Source organism: Polaromonas sp. CG_9.7, from assembly GCF_015752205.1.
GTDB lineage: Bacteria > Pseudomonadota > Gammaproteobacteria > Burkholderiales > Burkholderiaceae_C > Polaromonas.
On sequence record NZ_JADOVG010000005.1, the window covers coordinates 138,786 to 157,272 of the forward strand.

The window sequence follows — 18,487 nt, forward strand, 5'->3', positions numbered from 1 at the left end:
ATCACTCGCCGAACGGGCCGGCCACCACGAAGCCGCCGCCCTGGTACCGGGCCACCGGATCGTTCAGGTCCGGATTCGTGGTGCGCGCATAGACGGCGTCGCGGAACACGTCCGAGCTGTCCTGCGGCACAAAACCAATGTGGCGGGCGCGGCTGTTGTCCCACCAGGTCACGGCGTTGTCGGACATGCCGAAGATGATGCTGTGGCCCAGGATCGGCGTAGTCAGGCAGGCGGTGATCAGGCGGTGCAGGTCGTCAAAGCTCAGCCAGGTGGCCAGCATGCGGCGGTCCCTGGGCTCCGGGAATGACGAGCCAATGCGCACGCAGGCCGTTTCGATGCCGAAGCGGTCAAAGTAAAAACGCGACAGGTCTTCACCAAAAGCCTTGCTCAAGCCATAGAAGCCGTCAGGCCGGGCCGGATGGTCGGCTGTGATGGTTTCGTCCTGGCGGTAAAAGCCGGTCACATGGTTGGAACTGGCGAAGATGATCCGCTTGACGCCATGCTTGCGGGCCGCTTCATAAAGGTTGTAGACGCCCACGATGTTGGCCTGCAGGATCGGTGCGAACGGGCCTTCGACCGACACGCCGCCCAGGTGAACAATGGCATTCACGCCAGCCACCATGGCATCGACTGTCGCTGCGTCTGCCAAGTCCCCCAAGGCGATTTCCTCGCCTGGGGCGGCCTCGCCAAAAGCCTGAATATCGGACAGGCGCAGAACCGAACAATTGGCTTTGAGCCGTTCTCGCAAGGCTTTTCCCAAACCGCCGGCCGCGCCGGTCAGCAACAGTTTGTCATGCACTTTTATCGTCATTTATCGAGGCCGTTTCTTTGTAAAACACTGGACAATTCCATCAGATTTGATAGAGTCAAACGCATCGGTCATCAGTCGTACGTTGTCTGATGACTTAAATTGTCTAATTGTCTTTTTAACTTGTCAATGGTTTTTAAATGAGCTCATGGAAAACACCTAGTCCAGCCAAAACCGTCGATTACGGCAATGCGCACCCGGCCCGCGACGAACTGCCGCGTGCGCGCCGGCCGCGCGGACTGGTGGGCGAAATTGTCAGTAGCCTGGCGGCCAGCATTCGCGCGGGACAGCTGAAGCCGGGCGAAAAACTTCCGACCGAAGCCGAAATCATGGCGCAGTTCGATGTCAGCCGCACGGTGGTCCGGGAGTCCCTGTCCAAGCTCCAGGCTTCCGGGCTGGTCAAGACGCGGCATGGCATTGGCACCTTTGTGCTGTCTCCCGAAGAATCGGGAAATTTCAAGATTGCAGCGGACGACTTCGCGACCATCACCGATGTCATTTCGGTACTGGAGCTGCGCATCAGCCTGGAAACCGAAGCGGCTGGTCTGGCCGCGCAAAGAAGAACGCCCGACAACCTGACGGCACTGGAAACCGCGCTGCATGCGTTTCGGGACTCGATCAACCGGGACTCGGACGCCGTGCCTCCCGACTTCCAGTTCCACATGGAAATTGCGCGCTCGACCGGAAACCGGCACTTTGCCGACCTGATGACCTACCTGGGCACCATGATCATTCCACGCACCCGGGTGAACACGGCGCACAACGCCCCCGAGGGGCGGATGAAGTACCTGCAGCGCGTCAACACCGAACACGAAAGCATTTACAACGCCATCCGTGACCAGGACCCGGAAGCCGCCCGCACCGCCATGCGGACCCATTTGTCAAACAGCCGTGAACGCTTGCGCAAGGGAAACAACGCCCACACCCTGCAGCCTTCGGATCAGCCTGACAAAGGCGCTTTGAAGTAAGCGGTGTGAAATCAGTCCATTGGTATAAATCGGTTGAAGTTGCGGGCCAACATGCAGGTTTACGTTCGCAGGCAACACAAACCTTTCAGGAAGACCCTCAAGTGCACATGCAAGATCAACCGGTCGCTTACGCCCCTCCCCCGAATCGTCTGCGGCTGGCCGTCATTGGCGCCGGGCTGGGTTCGGCGCCTCACTTTCGCAGCCTGGAGGACCTGGCCGGGGAAGCCGAACTGGCTTGGGTGTACGGGCGAAGCGCCGAGCGGCTTGCCGGCGTCCAGGTGCCGGCGCACACACGCAAGACCACCCGGCTTGAAGACATCCTTGAAGATGCCAGTGTGAAGGCCGTACTGGTACTGACACCGCCGAACACGCACCTGGACATCGTCCAGCGGGCGGCGCAGGCCGGCAAGCACGTGCTGGTCGAAAAACCGCTGGAGATCGACCTTGAGCGGGCCACCCGGCTGGTGCAGGTTTGCGAAACCGCAGGCGTCACGCTCGCAGTGATGCTGCAGCACCGCCTGCGTGAAGCCGCCGTGGGCCTGAAGGCCTTGCTCGACGCGGGCGAACTCGGCCGGCTGATCAGCGCGAGCGCGTCGGTGCGCTGGTGGCGTGCGCAAAGTTATTACAACGAACCGGGGCGAGGCACACTGGCGCGGGACGGCGGCGGCGTGCTGATCACCCAGGCCATCCACACGCTGGACCTGCTGCTCAGCCTGACCGGTTTGCCCGAGCGCGTGACCGGCCTGACGGCGACCTCTCCAGTGCACCGCATGGAAAGCGAGGACACGGCAGCGGCGCTGCTGCATTACGCGGGCGGCGTCATCGGCGTGGTGCAAGCCACCACGGCAGCCTACCCAGGGTTTCCGGAGCGCATTGAATTCAATGCCACGCTGGGCACCGCAACGCTGGAATCGGGCGAGCTGCAGGTTTTGTTTGCCAGCGGCAAGCGCTTGGCGCTGGGCGCGCGCCAAGGCTCGGGCGGTGGCGCCGACCCCATGGCATTCGACCATGCGGCTCACCGAACGGTGCTGCAGGATTTCATCCGTGCAGTGCAGTCCGGACGAACGCCGGCAGTCAGCGGACGCTCAGCGCTGGGTGTGCAACAGGTGATTGAAAGCATCATGGAATCGTCAAGGGCCGGCTGCACGATCAGCCTGCCGACCGCGCACCAGCCAGCATGAATGCAGCGCTGAAGTAATCACGACCTCTGAATCGAGCGACTCCGGAAATGCACAGACAGACCATGACAGCACGCATATTTTTGCCAGTTTTGTCTCGGAATGCACACAGCACGGGCATTACCAGCTATAGAACTCGTAGCAAAATGAATTTTGCGTTATATTTACCGACAGGCCTTTGCAAGGCTTGATTTCCATTCCCTGTGACCGACCTGAGGAGATAAACCAATGAGTGTCAAAGAAAACGCTGCCGTAAGCCAGTTGCTTGAACTGCTGGAGTCGCGCTACGCACTGCGTGTGCTGTGGGCACTCAAAGACGGCCATCCGCAAACCTTTCGCCTGCTTCAGGACAGTATTGGCAACATCACGCCCAATACCCTGAACACCCGCATCAAGGAGCTGCGCGCAGCAAGCCTGCTCAGTCATGGTGAAAAAGGCTACACCGTGACGTCACTCGGGGCTGACCTGCTCAAACGCTTGAACGACCTGCAGGCTTTCGCCGGAAAATGGGTGGTCAGCCAGGCCAAGGTCAACGCAGACAAAGTCACCCCGGAATAAGCAACTCGCCACTGCCGCAAAGAAAAAAAACAGGCAAGAGGCCTGTTTTTTTGTATCCGGCTGCGGCTGCTTTGCGAATGGATGGCACATTGGCAAACACGTTCACTGGCTTGGCCGAAGCCTGGAAACCCGGCATCGAATCTTCAAACAAGGTTGGTGCCGGACCTTGACGCCTCTACAATCTTTACGCACCGAGCCGGACTTGCCGGCGCTGCCCTCACGCTTGTAGTTCAGGCGACATTTCATTACCAATCCCCAAATCCCTGTCTTGAAAAGGGGCTTGTGGTCCCAAGTTAGTTAACTTACCAGCTTTGGAAACTTCACTACCAACATGTCCGAGAACAAACAAACCGAACAAAATGACGGCCTGACAGGCGCGCCCAGCGCTGAAGAACTCGAAGCCGCTCAGGCCGCCAACGAGTTTGAAGCCATGAACGCCCTCACCGACGTCCAGGCCCAACTGGCCGTATTGCAGGCCAAGAACACCGATTTGTCGGACAACTACTTGCGCGCCAAGGCGGAGTCTGAAAACGCCCGGCGCCGTGCCGACGACGAGATTTCCAAGGCACGCAAGTTCGCCCTTGAAAGTTTTTCCGAGAGCTTGTTGCCGGTGCTCGACAGCTTTGAAGCAGCCCTGGCGTTGAAAGAAGCCACGCTGGAGCAGCTCCGCGAAGGCTCCGAAGCCACCTTGAAGCAGCTCAAAAGCGCACTGGAGCGCAACAAGGTCTTGGAGATCAATCCCGCAGCCGGCGCCAGGTTCGACCCGCACCAGCACCAGGCCATCAGCATGGTGCCTGCGCCGCAGCAGGAAGCCAACACCGTAGTCACCGTATTGCAAAAGGGCTACCTGATCGCCGAGCGTGTACTGCGCCCTGCGCTGGTCACCGTGGCGGCGCCGCAGTAAGTACAAATAAACGGCCAAAACATGTTGACTGCTCTTGAACTTGCAAAACTTATCCGCAATTCTTCAGCAGCCTGATGAACCCGGCAGCCAACAGTGACTGAGCCGGCATCAAAAACCTAACGAAATAATAAACTGGAGTAAATCATGGGAAGAATCATCGGCATCGATTTGGGCACGACCAACAGCTGCGTCTCAATCATGGAAGGCAACACGCCCCGCGTCATTGAAAACTCGGAAGGCGCCCGCACCACGCCGTCGATCGTCGCCTACCAGGAAGACGGCGAAGTGCTGGTGGGCGCCTCGGCCAAGCGCCAGGCCGTGACCAACCCACGCAACACGCTGTATGCCGTCAAGCGCCTGATTGGCCGCAAGTTCGCAGAAAAAGAAGTCCAGAAGGACATCGGCCTGATGCCTTACGCCATCGTGCCCGCCGACAACGGCGATGCCTGGATTGAAGTGCGCGGCAAAAAACTGTCTGCCCAGCAGGTCAGCGCCGACATCCTGCGCAAAATGAAGAAGACGGCCGAAGACTACCTCGGCGAACCCGTCACTGACGCGGTCATCACCGTGCCGGCCTACTTCAATGACGCCCAGCGCCAGGCCACCAAGGACGCCGGCCGTATTGCCGGCCTGGATGTCAAGCGCATCATCAACGAGCCGACCGCTGCCGCCCTGGCCTTTGGCCTGGACAAGCAGGAAAAGGGCGACCGCAAGATTGCCGTGTATGACCTGGGTGGCGGCACGTTTGACATCTCGATCATCGAGATTGCCGACGTTGACGGCGAAAAGCAGTTTGAAGTGTTGTCCACCAACGGCGACACCTTCCTGGGCGGCGAAGACTTCGACCAGCGCATCATTGACTACATCATCGACGAGTTCAAGAAGGACTCCGGCGTCAACCTCAAGAACGATGTGCTGGCCCTGCAGCGACTGAAGGAAGCGGCTGAAAAGGCCAAGATCGAACTGTCGAACAGCGCGCAGACGGACATCAACCTGCCTTACATCACCGCCGATGCATCGGGTCCAAAACACCTGAACATCAAGATGACCCGTGCCAAGCTGGAAAGCCTGGTCGACGAACTGATCGAGCGCACGATTGCCCCGTGCCGCGTGGCCGTCAAGGATGCCGGCATCAGCGTGGGCGACATCCACGACGTGATTCTGGTCGGCGGCATGAGCCGCATGCCCAAGGTGCAGGAGAAGGTCAAGGAATTCTTCGGCAAGGAGCCGCGCAAGGACGTCAACCCCGATGAAGCCGTCGCCGTAGGCGCCGCGATTCAGGGCCAGGTGCTGTCCGGCGACCGCTCCGACGTGCTGCTGCTTGACGTGACGCCTTTGTCCCTGGGTATTGAAACCATGGGCGGCGTGATGACCAAGATGATCAAGAAGAACACGACCATCCCGACCAAGTTCGCCCAGACCTTCTCGACCGCTGAAGACAACCAGCCGGCCGTGACGATCAAGGTGTTCCAGGGCGAGCGCGAGATTGCCTCGGGCAACAAGGGCCTCGGCGAGTTCAACCTCGAAGGCATTCCGCCAGCATCGCGCGGCACGCCGCAAATTGAAGTGTCGTTCGACATTGACGCCAACGGCATTCTGCACGTCGGCGCCAAGGACAAGGGCACCGGCAAGGAAAACAAGATCACCATCAAGGCCAACTCGGGTCTGTCGGAATCTGAAATCCAGCAGATGGTGAAAGACGCTGAACTGAACGCCGAAGACGACAAGAAAAAGGTCGAATTCGTGCAGGCCAAGAACAGCGCCGAAGCCATGGTCCACAGCGTTAAAAAATCCCTGGCCGAATACGGCGACAAGCTTGACGCAGGCGAAAAGGAAAAGATCGAGTCCGCCATCAAGGACATGGATGAAGCCCTCAAGTCTGACGACAAAGACGCGATTGAAGGCAAAAACGCTGCACTCATGGAAGCCAGCCAGAAACTGGGCGAAAAAATGTATGCCGACATGCAGTCCTCGCAAGGCGCTGACGGCAATCCAGCCGGTGCCGAGCAGGCCCAGCCCAAGCCCGCCGCCGATGACAATGTCGTGGACGCCGAAGTCAAGGAAGTCAAGAAGGGCTAAGACAAGCCGGCCGGAAACGGCCTGCTGACTGCATGAAAATGCATGGTTATTGCAAGAGCGGAAACCAGGAGCAATCCGGGATTTCCGCTTTTGTCATTTGCCGCTGCATGCATCGTCAGCGTCTTGCCTGCCCCACCTGCCTTGGCCAACTGCTGAATTTTTAACAATGATTGCCTGACCAGACATGGCCAAAAAAGACTATTACGACACGCTTGGCGTTCCAAAGAACGCCAGCGACGATGACATCAAGAAAGCGTACCGCAAGCTCGCGATGAAACACCACCCTGACCGCAATCAGGGTGACAGCAAGGTCTCGGAAGAAAAGTTCAAGGAGGCCAAGGAAGCCTACGAAATGCTTTCCGATGCGCAAAAACGCGCCGCCTATGACCAGTACGGTCATGCCGGCGTCGACCCCAACATGCGTGGCGGCGGTGGCCCGGGCGCTGAAGGTTTTGGCGGCTTTGCCGAGGCATTTGGTGACATTTTTGGCGATGTGTTCAGTGGCCAGCAGCGTGGCGGCCAGGGCGGCGGGCGGCAGATTTACCGTGGCGGCGACCTGAGCTATGCAATGGAAGTCACGCTTGAAGAAGCGGCCACCGGCAAGGATGCGCAGATCCGAATCCCGAGCTGGGACGATTGCAGCATCTGCCACGGCAGCGGCGCCAAGCCCGGCACCAAGGTGGCCACCTGCACGACCTGCCACGGCCATGGCGTGGTGCAGATGCGCCAGGGATTTTTCAGCGTGCAGCAGACGTGTCCGCAGTGCAAGGGCAGCGGCAAGCTGATTCCTTCGCCCTGCATGGCCTGCCACGGCGTGGGCAAGACCAAGTCCAACAAGACGCTGGAAGTGAAGATTCCGGCTGGTATCGACGACGGCATGCGCATCCGCTCGACCGGCAACGGCGAACCGGGCACCAACGGCGGCCCGCCTGGCGACCTGTACATCGAGATCCGGCTCAAGAAGCACGACATCTTCGAGCGCGATGGCGACGACCTGCACTGCTCGATGCCGATCAGCTTCACCACGGCGGCGCTGGGCGGCGAAATCGAGGTGCCAACGCTGGCGGGCAAGGCGGCCATCGACATTCCCGATGGCACGCAGGCCGGCAAGCAGTTCCGGCTGCGTGGCAAGGGCATCAAGGGTGTGCGTTCAAGCTATCCGGGTGACCTGTATTGCCACATCTCGGTGGAAACGCCGGTGAAGCTGACCGAGCACCAGCGCAAACTGCTCAAGGAGCTCGACGAGTCGATCAAGAAAGGCGGCGCCAAGCACTCACCCAGCGAGGAAGGCTGGACCGACAAGCTGAAGAACTTCTTCGGCGCCTGACAAGCTGCCTTTGATGTTTCGAAATGCCGGATTGAATCCGGCATTTTTCATGGCCTATCCGCACCAAGCCTGGATTAAGAACGAAACATGCCATTTGCGCAATATGGGCGGGCGTAACGTGCTTCTTTTTTCATAGCATTATGCAATTCAGGCCGAGGCACAGCCAAAAAAATCAGCTCAGGGAGACTTTTGCCGGTTTTGCAAAAAACCGCCCGTAAAATCCTCGGGCCATGCCCCTCGCCACGCTCATCCTTCTTCCGTTCATCGGCAGCCTGCTTGCAGCGTTGCTGCCGGCGAATGCGCGCAACACGGAATCGACGCTGGCAGGCCTGATTGCACTGTTCTGCACCGTGCAGGCGGCGCTGTACTTTCCGCAAATCACGGACGGCGGCGTGCTGCGGCAGGAAATCGAGTGGCTGCCAGCCCTTGGCCTGAACCTGGTGATCCGGCTGGACGGCTTTGCCTGGATGTTCTGCATGCTGGTGCTGGGCATCGGCTCGCTGGTGGTGCTGTATGCGCGCTACTACATGTCGCCGAGCGACCCGGTGCCGCGCTTTTTTTCCTTCTTTCTGGCGTTCATGGGCTCGATGGTGGGCATCGTGCTGTCAGGCAACCTCATCCAGCTGGCCTTTTTCTGGGAATTGACCAGCCTTTTTTCGTTTCTGCTGATCGGCTACTGGCACCACCGCAAGGATGCGCGGCGCGGCGCCCGCATGGCGCTGACCGTGACCGGCACCGGCGGGCTGTGCATGCTGGCCGGCATGCTGGTGATTGGGCACATCGTCGGCAGCTACGACCTGGACCAGGTGCTGGCCGCCGGGCCGCAGATCCGCGCGCATCCGCTTTACCTGACCTGCCTGGTGCTGGTGCTGCTGGGCGCGCTGACCAAAAGCGCGCAGTTTCCGTTTCACTTCTGGCTGCCGCACGCCATGGCCGCGCCCACGCCGGTGTCGGCCTACTTGCATTCGGCTACCATGGTCAAGGCCGGTGTGTTCTTGCTGGCCCGCATGTGGCCGGTGCTGGGCGGCACGGAACCGTGGTTCTGGCTGGTCGGCGGCGCCGGCCTGATCACGCTGCTGATCGGCGGCTATGCGGCCATGTTCCAGAACGACCTGAAGGGCCTGCTGGCGTATTCGACGATTTCTCACCTCGGCCTGATCACCTTGCTGCTGGGCCTGAACAGCCCGCTGGCGGCGGTGGCGGCGGTTTTCCACATCATGAACCATGCGACTTTCAAGGCATCGCTCTTCATGGCGGCCGGCATCCTGGACCATGAAAGCGGCACGCGCGACATTCGGCGGCTCTCAAGCCTGCGCACCCTGATGCCGGTGACTGCCACGCTGGCGATGGTGGCCAGCGCGGCCATGGCGGGCGTGCCGCTGCTCAACGGCTTTTTGTCGAAAGAAATGTTCTTTGCCGAAACCGTTTTCATCCAGGCCTCGCCGCTGGTTTCCCTGCTCCTGCCGGTGGCCGCCACGCTGGCCGGCATGTTCAGCGTGGCGTATTCGCTGCGTTTCACGGTCGATGTATTTTTTGGCCCGCCAGCCACCGACCTGCCCCGGCAGCCCCACGAACCGCCGCACTGGATGCGTGTACCGGTCGAACTGCTGGTATTGGCTTGCCTGGTGGTGGGCATCTTTCCGGGCTGGAGCGTGGGCCGATTCCTCGCGGCGGCGGCGCGCCCGGTGGTGGGCACCGAATTGCCGTTTTACAGCCTCGCCGTATGGCATGGCATCAACACCCCCTTGCTGATGAGCATCGTGGCGATGGGGGGCGGCATTGCGATGTACCTGATCCTGCGCCACTACCGTTCGCGCGGCCAGGTGGATGCCCCCATCTTGCTCCACCGCATCAACGGCAAACGCCTGTTTGACGGCTCGTTGGCCCTGCTGACCCTGGCTGGTCACAAGGGCCGGCGGATGATGGACACACAGCGTCTGCAGTGGCAGATGCTGTGGTTGGTCAGCGCCACGCTGGTGGCGGGTGTCCTGCCCTTGTGGACGCGCGGGCTGTATGTGGGCGACCGGGCGTCGCTGGCCTTGTCGCCCGCCTTCGCCGTGCTCTGGGTTGTCGGCGCAGTCTGTGCGGTCGCCGCCGCCTGGCAGGCCAAATACCACCGCATGGCAGCACTCGCGCTGATGGGCGCGGCCGGGCTGTGCACCTGCATCACTTTTTTATGGTTTTCCGCGCCCGACCTGGCGCTGACCCAGCTGGTGGTGGAAATCGTCACCACCGTGCTGATCCTGCTGGGTCTGCGCTGGCTGCCCAAGCGCCATGAAAGCCTGCGGCTGCCAAACCGGGCCGAACGGCGCGGCACGCGCTGGCGCCGGATACGCGATTTGTTGCTGTCCGTGGGCGCAGGCACCGGCATGGCGCTGCTGGCCTGGGCCATGCTGAGCCGGCCTTTTCCCGAAAGCACCTCGACCTTCTTCCTGGAACGCGCCTTCACCGAAGGCGGCGGCAGCAACGTGGTCAATGTGATGCTGGTGGACTTCCGGGGCTTTGACACCTTCGGCGAAATCGTCGTGCTGGGCATCGTCGCGCTGACGGTCTATGCACTGCTGCGGCGCTTTCGCCCGGCCCTCGAAACCATGGACCTGCCCGAGCAGCAGCGCGCTGTGCCCGCCGACCTGGCCACCGATTTGCTCAATCCGCGCCAGGCCACGGACACGGCCGTGGGCTACCTGATGGTGCCGGCGGTGCTGGCCCGGCTGCTGCTGCCGGTAGCGGTCATGGTGGCGATCTTTTTCTTCATGCGCGGACACAATGAGCCGGGCGGCGGCTTTGTGGCCGGTCTGGTGCTGTCGGTGGCATTGCTGCTGCAGTACATCGTTTCGGGCACCCACTGGGTCGAGGCGCACATGCCGCTGCGGCTGCGCCGCTGGATGGCCGCCGGACTGCTGACCGTGCTGGCCACCGGGCTGGCCCCACTGGTCTGGGGCTACCCTTTCCTGACCAGCCACACGGCGCATTGGGACCTTCCCCTGATCGGTGAACTCCATGTCGCCAGCGCGATATTTTTTGACCTTGGCGTGTTTGCCCTGGTGGTGGGCTCGACGCTGATGATCCTCACCTCGATTGCCCACCAGTCGGTGCGCGGCCATCGCCACCACGACCGCATGGCCGAAGAAAAGCGTGAGGCTGCAGCTGTGCCCCCCGCCCTGGAAACCGTTTAATGGAAATCGTTCTGGCTCTTGCCATCGGCGTGCTGACCGGCTCGGGCGTGTGGCTGCTGCTGCGCCCGCGCACGTTCCAGGTGGTCATGGGCCTGGCGCTGCTGTCATATGCCGTCAACCTGTTCATCTTCAGCATGGGCCGGCTGGGGCTGGCCCTTGGCAAGGCGCCGGTGCTTGAGCCTGGCGTGGCGCAAACGCTGGTGAACTATGCCGACCCGATGCCGCAGGCGCTGACGCTGACGGCGATTGTCATCGGCTTTGCCATGACGGCGCTGTTCCTTGTGGTGTTGCTGGCATCGCGCGGCATGTCGGGCACCGACCACGTGGACGGCAGCAAGGTCGACGCACAGGAATTGCAATGAGTGCGTTGGGAGCCCTGAACGAAGTCATTGCGCCACTGATGCCGCACCTGATGCTGGCGCCCATTCTGCTGCCGCTGCTGACCGCCGCGTTCATGCTGCTGATGGGCGAGCGCCAGCAACGCGCCAAGCTGCTGCTGAACATGGCGTCCACCCTGCTGGGTCTGGGCGTGTCGGTGGCGCTGCTGGGCTGGGCCAACCAGCAGGGGCCGGCGTCGACCATGGACGTTTACCTGGCAGGCAACTGGCCGGCGCCCTTTGGCATTGCGCTGGCGCTGGACCGCCTGTCGGCCATGATGCTGGTGCTGACCAGCGCCATCGCGCTGGCGTCAAGCGTATTTGCCGGCGCCCGCTGGCACCGCGCGGGTGTTCACTTTCACCCGCTGTTCCAGCTTCAGCTGATGGGCCTGTGCGGTGCTTTCCTGACAGCCGACCTGTTCAACCTGTTTGTTTTTTTCGAGGTCATGCTGGCGGCGTCCTACGGACTGCTGCTGCATGGTTCGGGCCGGGTCCGGGTGCAGTCGGGTCTGCATTTCATTGCCATCAACCTGGCCGCATCGTCGCTTTTCCTCATCGGCGCATCAATGCTTTACGGCATCACCGGCACACTGAACATGGCCGATCTGGCGCAAAGCATTCCGGAGGTGCTTGAGGCCGACCGGGGCCTGCTGCATGCGGCGGCGGGCATCCTGGCCACGGCATTTTTGATCAAGGCGGCCGTCTGGCCGCTGAACTTCTGGCTGGTGCCGGCCTACAGCGCGGCAACCGCACCGGTTGGCGCCTTGTTCGGCCTCATGACCAAGGTCGGGATCTACGTGATCCTGCGGCTGTGGCTGCTGCTGTTCGGCGTGGATGCCGGTGCTTCGGCGCAATTCGGCAGCCTGTGGCTGATCGGTGGCGGCATGCTGACGATGGCCTTTGGTGCCATTGGCATGCTCGGCTCGCAGCGGCTGGGCTACCTGGCCGGGTATGGCGCGATTGTCTCGTCAGGCACCTTGCTGGCAGCCGCCGGATTTGGCCTGCCCCAACTGACGGCCGGGCTGCTGTATTACCTGCCCAGCTCGACCCTGGCGATCAGCGCGCTTTTCCTGCTTGCCGACCTGATGGACCGCTGGCGCAACGACGGCGCCAGTCTGGCGCCCTATGAGCAAGACGACACGCCGTTCCTGACCGCCGAGCTGATGCCCGGCAAGGGGCTGAACCTGGACGACGACGAGGAAGTGCTCACCGGCCGGGTGATTCCTGCCGCCGTGGCCCTGCTCGGCCTGGGTTTCATGGCTTGCACGCTGGTGATTGCCGGACTGCCGCCGCTGTCGGGCTTTGTCGGTAAGTTTGCCATGCTGACGGCCTTGCTCAACCCGTCCGGGCTGGGCCTGTCAGCCAGCCAACCGCCAGAGGCAGCCGGCTGGATGCTGCTGGCCCTCCTGATTGGCACCGGCCTGCTGGCGCTGATTGCGCTGACGCGGGCTGGCATTTTGCATTTCTGGGCGACGTACGACCGGGCAGCGCCCAAGCTGCGCGTGCTTGAAGGCCTGCCCATCGCCTTTTTGCTGGGCGCTTGTGCCGTCATGACGCTGCAGGCCGGTCCGGTGATGGGCTACATGCAGGCCACGGCCGATGCGCTGCACACGCCTCGACTATATGTACGTGCAGTCATGTCCGCCCGGCCGATCCCCGGACCACAAGCGCCACGGGTCGATTCGGCCCAGGAGACCCCATGAAAAAAATGTTCCCCGCACCGCTGCTGTCCGCCGCGCTGTTCGTGCTGTGGCTGCTGCTGAACCGCACGCTGGGCGTGGGTCACCTGCTGCTGGCCGGACTTCTGGCGGTGGCCATTCCGCTGATGACCGCCGGCTTGCGGCCGGTTCGTGTGCGCATGCGAAGGCCGGGCGTGGCGCTGCGTCTGCTGCTCACCGTGGCGGCCGACTCGACGCGCTCGAACATTGCCGTGGTGCGTCTGCTGCTCCGGCCGGGCAGCCGGCGCCATCCGCCCGGTTTTGTGCATGTGGCACTCGACCTGAGGGACCCGAACGGGCTGGCAGCGCTGGCCATGATTGTCTGCCTGACGCCTGGCACGGCCTGGGCCGAGTTGTCGCTGGACCGTGCCACCTTGCTGCTGCATGCGCTGGAATTAGATGATGCCGGCGCCATGGCCGCGCACATCAAAACGCGCTACGAGCGCCCCCTGATGGAGATTTTTGAGTGATGAACCCGATTCTTTCCTGGGCGTTGCCGCTGGCCTTGTTCATGCTGGTGCTGGCCATGGTCTGCACCATGGTCCGGTTGCTCAAGGGACCGGCGGCGCAAGACCGCGTGCTGGCGCTGGACTGCATGTACCTCAACGGCATGCTGGCGATACTGGTGCTGGGCCTGATCTACGGCAACCGGCATTATTTCGAGGCAGCGCTGCTGATCGCCCTGCTGGGCTTTGTCAGCACCACGGCGATGGCCAAATTCTTGCTGCGTGGCGAGGTGATTGAGTGAGCGACGCGGGCGTTGCCCTGCCGCTGTGGGTTGAAATCGTCGTTGCCGCGGCGGTGCTGGCGGGCGCAGCACTGGCGCTGCTGGGCTCTTTGGGTCTGCTGCGCCTGTCGACTTTTTTCGAGCGGGTCCACATGCCAGCCATCGTCGCCACGCTGGGCTGCTGGTGCGTGACGTGGGGAACCGTGCTTTTCTTCTCTGTCCAGCAAGGTGAACTGGCTGTTTTTGCGCTGTTGACAGCTGTGTTCATCGCCATCACCGTGCCCATTCCGACCATTTTCCTGATGCGCGCTGCACTGTTCAGGGCGCGGCAAATGGGCAAGGCAGTGCCCCCCAGCGTCAGCCGTGTCGTCCCGCCCGATGCCCAGGACTCCTGATTTAATAGCTGCTTGTGCAATCTGGGATTGCGCTACAAGCTTATTTGACTCTTGAATCTTGGCTTAAACGGCGTAGTCCGCCACAAACTTGCGGTCAATCCGGTCTTTCCAGCGCCAGACCCAGGCGCCTTCGACGCTAAGGCCGCCCCACACGGCAATTGCATGGCGACCGCCGCATGACAGCAGGTTGAGCGTGCGCTTTTGCGGTGCATAGGGCTTGAGCGGCCGGCCTTGCCATGCGGCGCGCAAATTGGCCAGCAGTGGCGGACCGGCGCGCACCGCGTACACACCGCTTCGCGGATGCGGCGCATCAACGCGGCTGGCCACATCGCCAGCAGCAAATACCGCCGGATGGCTGGTGCTTTGCTGAAAGCCGTTGACCGCCACAAAGCCCCCTTCGTCAAGGGCCAGTCCGGTGCCAGCCAGCCATGCCGGCGCCTGAGCGCCCAAGGCCAGCAACGGCACATCGCAAGCCAGGCGCTGGCCGCTGCCCAGCTTGATGCAGCCTGAATCCAGCCCGACGCAGGTCTCTGGCAGCACCTCGATCCGAAGGCGTTGCAAGGCCTTGGCAAGGCGGCGCTGCACGCCAGCCGTGTAACTGGCACCCGGCGGATTCGCGCCACTGAGCAATGTCACCCGGCTGCCCGGCGCAAACGACGCACCTTTTAACGCATGGGCAGCGGCCATGGCCAGTTCCAGCCCCGCCGCACCTGCGCCCACCACCACCAAGTGAATTTTTTTCTGTCGCGCCACCGCCATCACCCGGGGCCAGAGCTGGCCGAAGGCTTCGATGGGTCGCACGAACAAGGCATGCTCTCGCGCGCCGGGCATTTTTTCCTCAATCTGTTGGCGGTCCATGACCGGGCCGGTGTTCAGGCTCAGCCAGTCGTAAGGCAGGGTCGCGCCACTGGCCAGGGTCACGCTGCGCGCTTCAGCATTAATGCCCGCCGCACTGCCTTGCACATAGCGCGCGCCGCAGCGGGCAAGCAGCCCCTCAAGCGGAATCATGCAGTTGTCCAGCGTGTAATGCCCGGCGACAAACCCCGGCACCATGCCGGAATACAGCTGGCGCGCATGTGGCGCGACCACCGTGATGGCCAGATCGGCCGGCCGGTCTTGCGCCAGGCCTTGCAGCACATGCACGTGCGCATGGCCGGCGCCCAGCAGCACCAGATGCCGCTTGACGGCTGGCGCAGCGCTTGCCGAGAAAAGGCCTGCGTCTTCAGCAGGCTTGGCTTTGCTTGCAGCCTGGGTCATGGGGACAGCGTGACATCGCCCACGTAACCCAGACTTTGGCCGCCGGTGTTGTCCGAATCGCCGCCTACCAGCAGGCTTTGCAAGGGCGGCAAGGTTGCGGACTCCTGACCGAAGGCGCGTTGGAAATCAGCGGCCAGGTCTTGCGAGTGCGTGATCCATTGGCCCAGATGCTGCTCGCCGCTGTCAGCCACGATCATGCGCATGCGGTGCGTGTAGGCGTTGTCGAGCAGGGTGCCGGCCGGCAGGCTGGCGTCCCAGACATAGCACAAGGTGGCGGCTGGCAGGTTTTCGCCACTCACCGAGCGGGCAACCCGCATCATGTTGCGCTCGACAAAGCCAAGCTGCTCCAGCGGCATGTTGAACAGGGCGCAGACCTTGAGCGGCGTGTCATCGCCGGATTTTTGCCGCAGGTCGGTGCCGCGCAGCGGTTGGTCAAGCCGCCAGCGCCAGCGCAGTTTCATGCCAGGCACCAATGCAAGGTCTGGCAAGTCATGCACCAAATTGGCATAGGAATGGTCAGTCTGCACCCGCAATACCGGGCGGCCGTCCATGGGCACCAGGTCAAAGCGGGTGGGCGGTTTGGCTACCTTGGGCAGGCCAACCACGCGCCAGGGTGATGGTGGCACCGTACCGCTGGCGGATGAGAAAGGATGCAGATTCGCCGTCATTGCGACAGAATCTTGAGCAAATACCGGATTCGCGCATATCCACAGGGCACTTGCAGCTATGAAAATAGTAGCGCTTGAAAAATAAGGTATGCGCCTTGTGGCGGGATGCAGTGTCATGTCAGCTTCGTTTCCAGTCGTGGTATTTACGCACCCATTCAAGCAGCCGCACGGGTTGGTGCGCACGCTTCCACTCACCGGCTGCGTACTTATTGGCTTCCGACAGCGTTGGGTAGGTGTGAATGGTCGAGAGAATCTTGTTCAGCCCCAGCCCGTGCCGCATTGCCAGCACGTACTCGGCCAGCAAATCGCCGGCGTGGGTGCCGACGATGGTGACGCCAAGGATTTTGTCCTTGCCCGGCACGGTCAGCACTTTGACGAAACCGCGCGCTTCGCTGTCGGCAATGGCGCGGTCCAGGTCGTCGATGTTGTATTTCGTGACCTCGTAAGCCACGCCTTTTTCGGTCGCCTCGGCTTCGCTCAAGCCCACGCGCGCGACTTCCGGGTCAATGAAAGTGGTCCACGGAATCACCGAGTAGTCGGCCTTGAACAGCCTGAACTCGCCAAACAGCGCATTGACCGCGGCGTACCACGCCTGGTGGGCCGCCACGTGCGTCAGCTGGTAAGGCCCGGCCACGTCGCCAGCCGCATAGATATTGGGGTAGATGGTCTGCAAATAGTCGTTGGTGGGCACCGTGCGTTCGGTCGAAATGCCGAGCTCTTCAAGGCCGTAACCGGTCAGGCGCGCCGCGCGGCCGACGGCGCAGATCAGCTGGTCGAATTCAATGGCGATTTCCTGGTCCTGGTGCGTCACCCACAGGGTTTTGACGTCGCCCATTTTCTCGCAGCGCAGCGCCTTGTGGCCGGTCAGCACCTGCACGCCGTCGGCAGCCAGTGCATCGCGGACCAGCGCAGACACTTCTTCGTCCTCACGGCCCATCAGGCGCGGCGCCATTTCCACCTGCTTGACCTCAGCGCCCAGCCGCGCAAAGGCCTGCGCCAGTTCGCAGCCAATCGGCCCACCACCCAGTATCACCAGGCGTCGCGGCACGGCGTCCAGCTGGGCAAACACGTCCCACAGCGTGTCGCTGGTGACATAACCCACGTCGTCCAGACCGGGCAGCGGCGGCACGAATGGCCGGGCGCCGGCAGCGATCACGATGCTGCGGGTGGTCAGCGTTTGCGTGCCGCCACCGTTCAGCGCAATTTCCACCGTCCACGGGTTGACGATGCGGGCGTGGCCCTGAAGCACTTCGACGCCCAGGCTGGTGTAGCGCTCGACGCTGTCGTGTGGGGCAATGGCACGGATCACATCCTGAATCCGCTGCATGATGGCCTTGAAGCTGAACTCTGGCGTGACGTTGCTCAAGCCATAGTTGGCACCGTGCCGCATCTGCTGCGCCAGCTTGGCGCTGCGGATCAAGGCCTTGGACGGCACGCAGCCGTAGTTCAGGCAGTCGCCGCCCATCTTGTGCGCTTCCACCAGCGTCACCCTGGCCTTGACCACGGCGGCAATGTAGGCCGACACCAGCCCGCCCGCGCCGGCGCCAATCACCACCAGGTTGCGGTCAAAACTTGACGGTTTCACGCCCTTCCAGCGCGCATACACCTTGCGGCGCTTGACCAGCGCCAGCACCTTGCTGACCGCCAGCGGCAGCAGCCCCAGCAGCACGAATGAGCCAATCAGCCCCGGCGACAAGATCGACTGCAGCGAGTCGATCTTGGCGATTTGCGTGCCTGCGTTCACATAGGCCACGGTGCCGGCGAACATGCCAACCTGGCTGACCCAGAAGTAAGTCCAGACCTTGATGCGCGTCAAGCCCATGAGCAAATTGAGTGCAAAAAACGGCACAACCGGGATCAGGCGCAGGGAAAAAAGATAGAAAGCGCCTTCTTTTTCAATGCCCTTGTTGATGTCATCCAGGCGCCGGCCAAAGCGCGCCTGAATCGTATCTCGTAGCAGGTAGCGCGCCACCAGCATGGCCAGCGTGGCACCCAGGGTCGAAGCCAGCGACACCACCACTGTGCCCAGAACCAGCCCGAAACTGGCACCGCCTGCCAGCGTCAAAATGGCGGCTCCCGGCAACGACAGCGCAGTCACGGCCACATAGACCGCAAAAAATACCAGCGTCACCATCACCGGCCGTTCGTTGAACAGCGTCGTGAACGATGCCTGGCTGTCCTTGATGAACGCCAGGCTGAAATAGCGGCCCAGGTCCAGTACGAAAAAAGCGATGATGGCGGCCAGCAGCAAGGCGGCGATCAGAAGTTTGCGCAGATTCACGGTGATCCTTGAGGTTTATTCTTTTTTTGCGTCGGACCAAGAGGTGATTTTTACAAAAAAAAACGA

At 62.0% G+C, this 18,487-nt stretch carries 17 protein-coding genes; 12 read left to right on the top strand and 5 right to left on the bottom strand.

The window, feature by feature from the left end:
• Window position 1: 1 nt before the first annotated feature.
• The gene (locus IWX87_RS07045) at window positions 2–811 is read right to left on the bottom strand and encodes an NAD(P)-dependent oxidoreductase (protein WP_196862812.1); all 810 of its coding nucleotides are present in this window, start codon (window positions 809–811) and stop codon (window positions 2–4) included.
• A 137-nt stretch (window positions 812–948) separates the two neighbouring features.
• On the opposite strand from IWX87_RS07045, the gene IWX87_RS07050 reads away from it, so the two are divergent.
• From IWX87_RS07050 to IWX87_RS07060, 3 genes are all read left to right on the top strand, one after another.
• On the top strand, window positions 949–1,776 hold the full coding sequence (locus tag IWX87_RS07050; protein ID WP_196862813.1) for a FadR/GntR family transcriptional regulator: 828 nt from the start codon (window positions 949–951) through the stop codon (window positions 1,774–1,776).
• A 107-nt stretch (window positions 1,777–1,883) separates the two neighbouring features.
• Window positions 1,884–2,957 carry a Gfo/Idh/MocA family protein gene (locus tag IWX87_RS07055; protein WP_196862814.1) on the top strand — a complete coding sequence of 358 codons (1,074 nt, stop codon included), beginning with the start codon at window positions 1,884–1,886 and terminating at the stop codon, window positions 2,955–2,957.
• A gap of 225 nt (window positions 2,958–3,182) precedes the next feature.
• The gene (locus tag IWX87_RS07060) at window positions 3,183–3,512 is read left to right on the top strand and encodes a helix-turn-helix domain-containing protein (protein WP_196862815.1); all 330 of its coding nucleotides are present in this window, start codon (window positions 3,183–3,185) and stop codon (window positions 3,510–3,512) included.
• Here the strand turns inward: IWX87_RS07060 and IWX87_RS07065 are convergent.
• Window positions 3,499–3,663, bottom strand: a complete 165-nt coding sequence (locus IWX87_RS07065; protein WP_196862816.1) for a hypothetical protein — start codon at window positions 3,661–3,663, stop codon at window positions 3,499–3,501. The genes IWX87_RS07060 and IWX87_RS07065 overlap by 14 nt on opposite strands.
• A gap of 180 nt (window positions 3,664–3,843) precedes the next feature.
• Between IWX87_RS07065 and grpE the strand changes: the two genes are divergently transcribed.
• The 9 genes from grpE (at window position 3,844) to IWX87_RS07110 (ending at window position 14,215) form a co-directional block, all read left to right on the top strand.
• The gene (grpE, locus tag IWX87_RS07070; protein WP_196862817.1) at window positions 3,844–4,416 is read left to right on the top strand and encodes a nucleotide exchange factor GrpE; all 573 of its coding nucleotides are present in this window, start codon (window positions 3,844–3,846) and stop codon (window positions 4,414–4,416) included.
• A 144-nt stretch (window positions 4,417–4,560) separates the two neighbouring features.
• Window positions 4,561–6,495, top strand: a complete 1,935-nt coding sequence (dnaK, locus tag IWX87_RS07075) for a molecular chaperone DnaK (protein ID WP_196862818.1) — start codon at window positions 4,561–4,563, stop codon at window positions 6,493–6,495.
• A 184-nt stretch (window positions 6,496–6,679) separates the two neighbouring features.
• On the top strand, window positions 6,680–7,822 hold the full coding sequence (gene dnaJ, locus IWX87_RS07080; RefSeq protein WP_196862819.1) for a molecular chaperone DnaJ: 1,143 nt from the start codon (window positions 6,680–6,682) through the stop codon (window positions 7,820–7,822).
• Window positions 7,823–8,052: 230 nt separating this feature from the next.
• Window positions 8,053–10,998 carry a monovalent cation/H+ antiporter subunit A gene (locus IWX87_RS07085; protein ID WP_196862820.1) on the top strand — a complete coding sequence of 982 codons (2,946 nt, stop codon included), beginning with the start codon at window positions 8,053–8,055 and terminating at the stop codon, window positions 10,996–10,998.
• Window positions 10,998–11,360, top strand: a complete 363-nt coding sequence (locus IWX87_RS07090; protein WP_196862821.1) for a Na+/H+ antiporter subunit C — start codon at window positions 10,998–11,000, stop codon at window positions 11,358–11,360. The genes IWX87_RS07085 and IWX87_RS07090 overlap by 1 nt, the downstream gene beginning before the upstream one ends.
• Window positions 11,357–13,078, top strand: coding sequence for a monovalent cation/H+ antiporter subunit D (locus IWX87_RS07095; RefSeq protein ID WP_196862822.1), 1,722 nt, complete (start codon window positions 11,357–11,359; stop codon window positions 13,076–13,078). The genes IWX87_RS07090 and IWX87_RS07095 overlap by 4 nt, the downstream gene beginning before the upstream one ends.
• Window positions 13,075–13,563 carry a Na+/H+ antiporter subunit E gene (locus IWX87_RS07100; protein ID WP_196862823.1) on the top strand — a complete coding sequence of 163 codons (489 nt, stop codon included), beginning with the start codon at window positions 13,075–13,077 and terminating at the stop codon, window positions 13,561–13,563. The genes IWX87_RS07095 and IWX87_RS07100 overlap by 4 nt, the downstream gene beginning before the upstream one ends.
• Entirely contained in the window at window positions 13,563–13,841 is a 279-nt protein-coding gene (locus IWX87_RS07105) for a K+/H+ antiporter subunit F (RefSeq protein ID WP_196862824.1), read from the top strand. The genes IWX87_RS07100 and IWX87_RS07105 overlap by 1 nt, the downstream gene beginning before the upstream one ends.
• A complete protein-coding gene (locus tag IWX87_RS07110) occupies window positions 13,838–14,215 on the top strand; it encodes a monovalent cation/H(+) antiporter subunit G (protein WP_196862825.1) in 378 nt (125 codons plus the stop codon). Before IWX87_RS07105 ends, IWX87_RS07110 begins: the two co-directional genes overlap by 4 nt.
• Before the next feature lie 63 nt (window positions 14,216–14,278).
• Here the strand turns inward: IWX87_RS07110 and IWX87_RS07115 are convergent, their stop codons facing one another.
• The 3 genes from IWX87_RS07115 to IWX87_RS07125 form a co-directional block, all read right to left on the bottom strand.
• Complete coding sequence (locus tag IWX87_RS07115; protein ID WP_196862826.1) at window positions 14,279–15,472, bottom strand: FAD-dependent oxidoreductase; 1,194 nt, start codon at window positions 15,470–15,472, stop codon at window positions 14,279–14,281.
• Window positions 15,469–16,140, bottom strand: coding sequence for a DUF3047 domain-containing protein (locus IWX87_RS07120; RefSeq protein WP_196862827.1), 672 nt, complete (start codon window positions 16,138–16,140; stop codon window positions 15,469–15,471). The genes IWX87_RS07115 and IWX87_RS07120 overlap by 4 nt, the downstream gene beginning before the upstream one ends.
• A 118-nt stretch (window positions 16,141–16,258) precedes the next feature.
• Complete coding sequence (locus IWX87_RS07125; protein ID WP_196862828.1) at window positions 16,259–18,421, bottom strand: FAD-dependent oxidoreductase; 2,163 nt, start codon at window positions 18,419–18,421, stop codon at window positions 16,259–16,261.
• Between the last annotated feature and the right edge of the window lie 66 nt (window positions 18,422–18,487).